6 protein-coding genes are annotated in these 8,901 nt (G+C 35.8%); all 6 read right to left on the reverse strand.

Annotation, left to right across the window (positions count from 1 at the left end; genetic code table 11):
- Window position 1: 1 nt before the first annotated feature.
- A complete protein-coding gene (locus BW928_RS10720) occupies window positions 2-1,057 on the reverse strand; it encodes a type VI secretion system protein TssA (RefSeq protein ID WP_076556211.1) in 1,056 nt (351 codons plus the stop codon).
- Between the two features lie 178 nt (window positions 1,058-1,235).
- Complete coding sequence (gene tagF / locus BW928_RS10725) at window positions 1,236-1,640, reverse strand: type VI secretion system-associated protein TagF (protein WP_076556212.1); 405 nt, start codon at window positions 1,638-1,640, stop codon at window positions 1,236-1,238.
- Window positions 1,641-1,667: 27 nt separating this feature from the next.
- Entirely contained in the window at window positions 1,668-5,357 is a 3,690-nt protein-coding gene (gene tssM / locus BW928_RS10730) for a type VI secretion system membrane subunit TssM (protein ID WP_076556213.1), read from the reverse strand.
- 18 nt (window positions 5,358-5,375) lie between these two features.
- Window positions 5,376-6,557, reverse strand: a complete 1,182-nt coding sequence (tssL, locus tag BW928_RS10735; RefSeq protein ID WP_076556214.1) for a type VI secretion system protein TssL, long form — start codon at window positions 6,555-6,557, stop codon at window positions 5,376-5,378.
- 16 nt (window positions 6,558-6,573) lie between these two features.
- A complete protein-coding gene (tssK, locus tag BW928_RS10740) occupies window positions 6,574-7,908 on the reverse strand; it encodes a type VI secretion system baseplate subunit TssK (protein WP_076556215.1) in 1,335 nt (444 codons plus the stop codon).
- A complete protein-coding gene (gene tssJ, locus BW928_RS10745) occupies window positions 7,908-8,597 on the reverse strand; it encodes a type VI secretion system lipoprotein TssJ (RefSeq protein ID WP_076556216.1) in 690 nt (229 codons plus the stop codon). Before tssJ ends, tssK begins: the two co-directional genes overlap by 1 nt.
- Window positions 8,598-8,901: the final 304 nt, after the last annotated feature.

The raw sequence follows: 8,901 nt of genomic DNA on the forward strand, positions 1-8,901 counted from the left end.
GTTAAGAATCAGGGTTGTTATCAACAGTATGACCAATCAGCACTTCTAGGTTGTCAAGGCTGGTTGGGCTAATGTCTTTCATGATATCATAAAAATTCATATTCATCAATCGTTGTATTCGACGAATAAATAACGGTCCTGGATGACTTGGTTCAAATTCTTCAAAATACAAACAGACTTTTTCAAGCACTAATTCCACATCTTTTCGATTAGTAATATTAGCCTTTCTCCAAGTATCAGCTGATGACACGGTATTTGACGGCACTACAACATCCATCATAGCTGCACCCACCTCTTCATTTGGCTGATTTTCATGCGGATGAATGACATTATCTTGGTGGTTGGCAACTAACAATATCGCTTTGATGTATTTTTTGATGTCATCAAAGTTTGGAAGATGCTCCGCGGGCAATTGTTTATTGTAAATATCCTCAATTTGCTCTAAATAGCTCATGGCATTTTTCAGAGCCAATAACTCTGGTTTATCACCATCGAATCCGACCTTGATATCCAATAATAATCTATCTCGCCCACCAACATAATTCTCTTTGTTATCATCTTGCAATAACAAACAAGCATCTTTTAAACCAATAGGTTGATGATTTATGCCATTTGTTAATATTTTGGCGTTACCCAAATATTTAACAACACCTTGACTGGAAACAAGCAGACTTAATGCATTGATTCTATAATAAAAATCCTCATCTCCATCTTCATCCACAAGATGTGGATAAATATCTTGCCAATAATTACTAAGATTGATTGCCAAAGCATGGCAACCAGCCTCAAAACCAATTACACCATATCTTGCTGTTAATATAAGTATATTGTACGCAAATAATCTTACATCCTTACTTTCGGCAAGTAATTGGTTACACAGTTTTTCCAAAGTCCCCCACTCAGGCTCTTTGGATTCTATAATGACATCACCATACTGCTGCTCTGGCGTCCCCTCAGCAAGACGCTGTAATTCTAAAAAGCGACTGTCATATTCAATATCCGAACCGGTAGGCTCATTTGCCGAGATAGGCATCTCATAAGTTGAAAAATCTTTCATATTTTACCCAAACAGTTTTGTATATAAAGAACGAGTTGGTGGAGTAGCAATATTAATTATTACATCATCAGATAACTTAACCCAACAAGAATACGATTGAGATTCTGCGCTGACATCACAAAATACATCAAAACAATTTTGTAATTTCTGTGATATTAAATTTGATTCCAAAACTTGTTCATTTTTTTTCTTGGCAATTAACCATTATTTCACCTCTCTCAATACTTTGTTTTAGCATTAAGAATGAGTTATCTAATTTAATGGCTTTAGGTAAGGCTTCACTCCCCCGATTCTCAAACAAATCTTGCACCTCAGTTATTTGGTAAACAACAAAGGGGTATAAACGCCCAGAATGATCTTGACTCATAGCAATAAAACCAATGCGACACAAGGTTTGAGTCTTGCAAACAAATAACCATATATTGGACGTTGCTTTTTGCTTTAAGAAATTTGGTAGGGACTTTGAAACAACACAACCATCAAACCAATTAGCCCAAAAATTTTTTTCATCAGAGGATAAAGATGAGCTAGAAACAAAATCTCGCCTACTCTTTAATTTACCATAAAAAAATAAATCGCTCATAACTCACTCATATGACACAATCAATTATTAAGGACATTTAAAATCTCTTAGAGTTGAAAAATTAAATGGACTTCTAGTATTACTGCTTGCAATCTCCAAGGTAAATTTCTTTTGATTAACAAGATAACTAGCAAGCAATTTACTTCCTTGCCATTCTCTTTTATCTGACTTTTCAATCAGTCGAAAAATAGACCAAATTCCTTTAGCATCAATACGCCCTATCTCTTTATTATCTTTATGCAATGTGATTTTAGTAGATGCTGATTCTGACCTAGCAGGCCATAATGAATTTAAAGCAACAACTGGTCCATGACTGTATCTAAGTTTTTTGCCATCATATTCAACAATCAAGCTATCCACACTTTTATCAAGTTCTTTTACTCTTATAGAAAAATCAATCTCAGGTTTTTCTGTATTGCCTGTAAAATATGTTTGAGTAATAGGATTGCTTGCAACGACATTTGAAAATTTATTCTTATAATATTCATCTCTATCAAACAATTCTTCCAATGTAGTTGCTTGCATGGTGCGGGCGATCTCAGGAGGTAAAACTTGAAGAGCCTTGTAACTATTTTCTTTGCCAAATACTTTAGTGAAAGCTGTTAAGCTAATATCTTTGGGAGAGTTTTTAATAAAAGGATAACCTGCTTGAATGACGTCAGAACACTCCTTATTGGCTATCGCCAATTGAGACTCCAAACCCTTACGCACAAGAGATTCTTGCTGTACTTTTGCTTCGCTTGCCTGCCTTTCAGCTTTCTCTTCTGCTTCTTGCTGTGCCTTTTTTGCTTTCTCCTCTTCATCTTGCTTAGCCCTTAACGCCTTCTCTTCAGCTTGCAAGTCTCTTAATCCTTGCTCACTTAAACTTTTATCCAAAGCGAACCCTGAAAAATTTTCCAACATCCCCTTGAAAGGGACAGGCAGTCTGTTAATTTCAGCTCGGTATTTAAATAAAGAATCATGTGGTGGTAAATCAACCCCCTTTTCAATGGCGATATTTAATACATCCAAATACTCATATAGCTCTTTAATAGAATCAATAACAGACACTATTGTGGATGGTTGACCTTCTTGTGTTTTTGTTAGTACATGAAAATCATTAAATGCATCATCAACAGTGGTTGATTGTTTTAAGGAATTTAAATACTTTTCTTGCAAATCAGATGCACTAACCAATCTACCAAGTCCCATCTTATTAATAAGCTGTTGCAAATAATTGTCAATAACAGTATTATCTGCACTATCAGGAAGTACATTCAAAGAAGTCTGCCCACTCACCCCTTTAATGATATTGGCCAAAGGTGAATTGTTTTGATCAGATAAAATCTTGGTGATGTCTCTGGCCTCTTTGATACTTTTAGGTTGTTTTAATCGAATATCCCCAATATAGTCTTTCCACGCTTTCACATATAAGTCAAGATAGGCATCATGAGCTTCTATTAGGGTATCTGTTTCACTCATACGGATTGAGGAATAGCCTCCCAGCACCCATTCTTCCTGATGAAATTGCACGGAGTATTTAATTAGGTCTGGCAACACATGCTCCGTGTAGGCTTTTTTGGTATAAAAAGGATGGATGTTAGCCGTTAATGGTTTTCCACTATGTCTTAGAAAAACAAGCTTTGTCTGTTTTCCACCCATTGACTCAAGAGATATGCCAGGTATCTTATTCTCATACTCTCCCACTCTACTAAAAGCAGCTGCCACAATCATGTCGCTAATATTAAGATTTGCCAATTCAGAACGCTTAGACTCAACAATTTTAGCATCATACGTGATATTTGGAACCAAATTTTTTTGAGACAGAATGTAACCAAGAGCCTCTTTTATTTTATCTCTTTGTGCGTCACTATATTGACTAGATCGCTGTAAAAAATACTGGCTCGCCCAAGCATTCAAAAACTCTGGATCGTAATGCTTTTTATCAAAAAGCATTAAATATGCTTTTAAAGCATTGTACATGCCATAACTTTGACTCATATTACTTTCTCTAAGTATGCCATCAATTTCTTTGCTAACCAACGGCATAACATCATCTTGCAACAATCTTTGGTAAGCTGACTGAGTTACCATACTCATATCTTTTGCCTGATAAAGACCAAAACGATATGATAATTTTGGGTTATTAATATCTGGGACATCAGGATTGATATGAAGCCGTTTGACGCTATCAGCAAACTCAACACGAGCTAAGAAATTTCCTGATGCAGTCATATCATTAGCTGTTTTTTGTAATTTTGTTGTTTGTTCAGAAACACTATCAAGATATCTACTATTTCTTAAGTAGCTGTTTATCATAGCAATAAACAAAGCACCCGCAAGCAATATCAGTAGCGCCAAACCAAGCCAATACATAGCTAATTTTTTAATCGACCATTTTTTATTTTCACTTGCAAGATTCGCCTCACCAAAAACCCGATGCTCAAAAAATTCTTGCAAAAAGAAACTTTTTGGCATAGAGGAATGCAACTCTTGTGATGCGACATATTTTTTATTTAATGCTAAATCAGGGCTAATATGCTCAAAGACAGGATCAATAACTTCACCTTGCTGGGTTGCGCTCGTAAAATAAATACCTCGCCATGATATTGGATTTTCAAATTTAGAAGTCTTATAAAGCTCACGAAATAATGTCAGTAAATTCTCACTTAAATGTTCAAACTCACTAGAGAAAACAAAAGCCGCATCCTTAGCATCTAAATCATTAAGTTCAGAAAGAACTTTAATGGAAGCAGCGTCAATCCCCTCCTGGATTTCTTGCAATTGTTTTGAAACGTATCCTATAAGCACCTCACTACCAACTGTCATTTCCAAGGGAGTAAAATCAAACCCCAAAGACTGCTTTCTCTGCTCTTCACTCAGCCCGCCAAAGAAATCAGAAAATCCCTTTAGCATATCAAATTTTGTAATCATCAGATATACAGGAAAATTGATTTCAAGACTTGATGACATTTCATGAATTCTTTTTCTTAGTTCATAAGCCAGTTGTTTGAAATCTGTTTTGGTGTTTAGCAGGTCATCAACACCCACTGTCAATATCACGCCATTAATCGGCTGCTTAGGACGATAACGCTTCAGCAAATTAATAAACTCTTGCCAATCATAGGTATCATGTTCATTGTCCGAACCATGCAAAGACAGTCTGCCTGCTGTATCAAGCAATACCGCATCATCCGTCAAAAACCAATCGCAATCTCTCGTACCTGCAAGTCCACTAATTGAAGAACCAAAAGAGCTCTCCAATGGAAAATTAAGACCTGATTGTTTCAATGCGGTGGTTTTTCCCGATCCTGCCGCGCCAAGAACAACATACCATGGCATTTGATAAAGATATTGTCCATCGGTAAATTTGCCTAATAAGGGAACTTTTGATTTGGAGAATTTGGCATTTTTTAAAACTCTGTCAATCTCAGCAAATTGACGACTCATCTCGCTATCTTTATTAACATGTTTCAACATTGGTTCTTGAGCAACTTGAATTTCTTTTACTAAAGCAGCATTTTGTCTAGATTGACGAATTTGCCTAATGGCAAACCTAGTAAACCATATTAAAAAAACACCAATCGCAGCAATAAATCTAACATAAGTATTAGCAAAAGGTCGTACATCGCCCACAGCAAGTAGTGCACCAAAAAACCAAATCAATAAAGATAAGCCCAGCGCACCAAGAAATACCCATAAAGCTCTAGAGCCTATAAGACGCCAAATTGTATTCATGAAATATCTCCAATTAATTTATTGCTGAATGCCTGTGGTTAATAATGCAATTTCAACCCTACGATTTTTTGCTTTATTTTCACTTGAATCATTGGGTGCAACAGGATTGTTATCACCACGACCTTCCGACCTGATGCGACTATCATCCTCAATATATTTTAGTAAAGTTTCTTTAACCGAATCTGCACGAGCTTGCGATAACTGCCAATTGGAAGGATAGTTGACACTTTTAATGGGCGTGCTGTCAGTATAGCCTGTTACGATAATTTGTCCTTCTGTATTATTTAACGCCTGTCCAATTGTTGCCAGCACAGGGTAGTACTCGTCTTGAATCTGCTCAGAGCCAGACTCAAACAAACCATCACCCCTAATGGTAATGATGCTGTTGTCTGACAAATCCTGAACATCAACAAGATTATTATCAATCTCATGTTTTAATACCGGTCTTAGTCTTGTAACAGGCTCTTTTTCAACTATTGGCTCAGTGATAACGGGTTTGGGTAATGACAAAGCATTGATACCCCCACTGACTTTATCAAACTTTTTGCCCAATGATGAACTTAATAGCAAATAAAAACCGCCAATTATCAATCCTGTAAAAACAGCAAAAACCCATAAAGGAATTTTTATGCGTTTCTTTTGCTCTACGTCTTCATCTTTTTTTTGATGTGTCAACAACAGAGAAAAAGCAGAAGGTCGCTTTCCTTCGATGATTTTCAAAAGTTCATTTTGAATCTTTTCAAGGCTAAAATCACCATTGGGCAGTATGCGATATTTCCCTTTATAGCCAAATTGCAAACATACATAAATCAACTCAAGCAAATACAGATTTTTCTCAGGATTTTTCTTAGATTGCTCTGCTATCTCAAAAAATCTCTCACCACCCCATGTCTCGTCAAAAAAGGATACAAGCAGACTTTTTTGAGCCCAACTTTCATCCGCCCAACCTGAATTGGCGGCCATTTCATCAATAAAAGTACAAAGACAATACTTTGCCGCTTGTGTGGATTCGTAACTGGCATCATTATTTTCAGCCTGTTCTTCAAAATCGCCAATCATTGCTGAAAATTTATGCAGTATCTCATCAATGCTCAGACGACTTGTGGAATTTTTCATTGAGTTTGCGAGAATCAGTAAGGGCTTTGCTGCTTCCAACAAAGGATTATATATGCTTGATATGTTATTAATTGATACGTTCATAATATCTCAATTTATCTTAACTTGAAGGTTTAATTGCCCAGAACTCTAAATCAACATTGGGGAAGTCACCAGCCAAATGAAAAGCCATGCCCGAAGTATCATTAAACAAATTCCACACCTCTGGCTGCTTATCTAATTCAAAATAAATGTAACCACTATGATAAGGCAACTCTCTAGGCGCCATAGATAAGGCATTTAACTTGACACCAGGTAAGTGATAAGCAATCAAATCTCTAATATTTTCAACTGTGCCAATTTTCATGGTAGTTGGCACTCTAGAACGCAAATTCTCTTCTGGGACATCTGCTTTTACTGCCAAGACAAAATTAGCACTATTCAAAATAGATTGATTTGGTGTTTGAGCAACATAGGTGGCTTCATCACGCGGCTCTAATGCAATTCTCAATATTCTCTGCTCTCGAATCGCAGATAAATTCATACGCAACTTAAATATCAAGCGGGAAAAGCACTCTTTTAGATTATTGTGATCATAGCAAGCAAATTCATCAGGACGACGATTTTTAGAAAAAGTCATCAAATCTGCACAAATTTTAGATAATTCAATAAATAAATGTTCAGGATGTGTACGGATATTTGGTTGATTTTGATGGTGAAGATAAGCCATATAGCGATTGACCGTTTGCAACATTGTGATATCCAACAACTCTATTTCACCACGCTGATTAGGGTCATGCAAACCTTGAGCCAGACTTTTGCTTTTTTGAGAAAGTAATCCATACGTTTCTGAAATATAAGCTGCTAAAATAGGATTTTTTTGACTATACAGCGTTGGTGGTATGTAGCTATCATCTAGATGGACAACACCGTTGTTGTCCAGTGATATGACAGCAATGGGTAGACGAACCAAATCATCTGTTAAATCTTGCTCCAACACCAGCCTGACATTAAGTCTAGCAACAGCCAAAGAACGTGGTTCTTGTTTCATATCAGTTAGGTCGCTAACTTGCTTGTCAAAGCCATAGTAACGAGAATCTTTACTATCTTTATCAAAACCAACCTCGTTAGTGCCACTATTTTTTGCTTTTATGGCTATGTATAATTTTGATTCCTGCACCCCATGTGGTAGCTTTATTCTCAATTCATCTGCTTGCTCGCCCATCAACTCTAGCATTGTACCATCATCCAAAGTTGCAGAAAGTTTTGATAATTTAACAATACCTTGCTTAAACAAGGATTCATCAAACATCATCTCTCGAACACCATAAAAGAATGGGTTGTAATTGGTAATATAACCATCAAGTCGCGATTCAAAATATTTTTCTTGTTGTTGGAAATGCTGAGGCGCAATAAAAATACCCTCTGACCAAACAACTTTAAGAGAGCTTGTCATTACTTATTCTCCTGAATTTTTAGGGTTATTTTTTGAGCATCTTTAGGCAAAGTAGGTGTCATATCTTGTATAAATACCCCCTTAGAGTAATCTTTCTTCTGTTGTTTTAGCCTACCAGATTTGGTGAATCTACTGTCATTTGGATTTGACTTAGCATATTCTTTTAATTTTTGATTCATCTCATCTTTGGATAATTGTTTGATGGTATTACTATCCACATATAAATACAAATAATAGTCTGTTGAACTTTTTGGTTTTTGCTTTTTAAAAACAAAACGCCAATCGCTTTCTTGTATATTTTGATAATGAGCCAAAACACCTAAATATTCAATGGTTTCCGATACGGCAATCTCTTCAACAAGAAAGTTATTTGGTTGTAAAATCCATGAGTATTTTGGAACCTCAATACCCCTCCTATCTTTATCATCAGATATTGCAGAGGAGTCTTCTAATATATTGGGGAAATCAAGATAATCCAACATTAAAAAGTCTGTGCTATTTTTTATTTCATACATATCCACCAATAAAGGCGAAGGTGCATTCTCCTCATCGGGATTGGTGTGTTTTGAGGTCAATATTTTTAAATCAACCACTTTTGGTTTGTCATCTTTCTTTATTGTTGAGCAACCAGAAATTGTTGTTAGCACAAAAAATGTCATCAGTGCTGTAGGGAGAATACTTTTTAACATGTAATGCCTAGCCTTGCTTTTGAAACAGACAATTCGTCGCTTAAAATAATCAATCAGCCCATTAAAGTCGTGCAATACAACCACAATAAGTTTGTGTGTAAAATAATGGCATATTGATTACATAAAATCAACACAAAACAGTACCAAAATAATTATTGCTTAGAAATCAACATCTTAAATATCAAACCTTCTAGATGCTGGTACGTTTAAAATCTCTTGAATATACTTACAAACTATGATATAGTTTTACAAAAAATGTAATATAGTTTAGTATATTTACACTACAAATACAATCAAATTTTAA

The sequence above is a fragment of the Moraxella cuniculi DSM 21768 genome, from assembly GCF_900156515.1.
GTDB lineage: Bacteria > Pseudomonadota > Gammaproteobacteria > Pseudomonadales > Moraxellaceae > Moraxella > Moraxella cuniculi.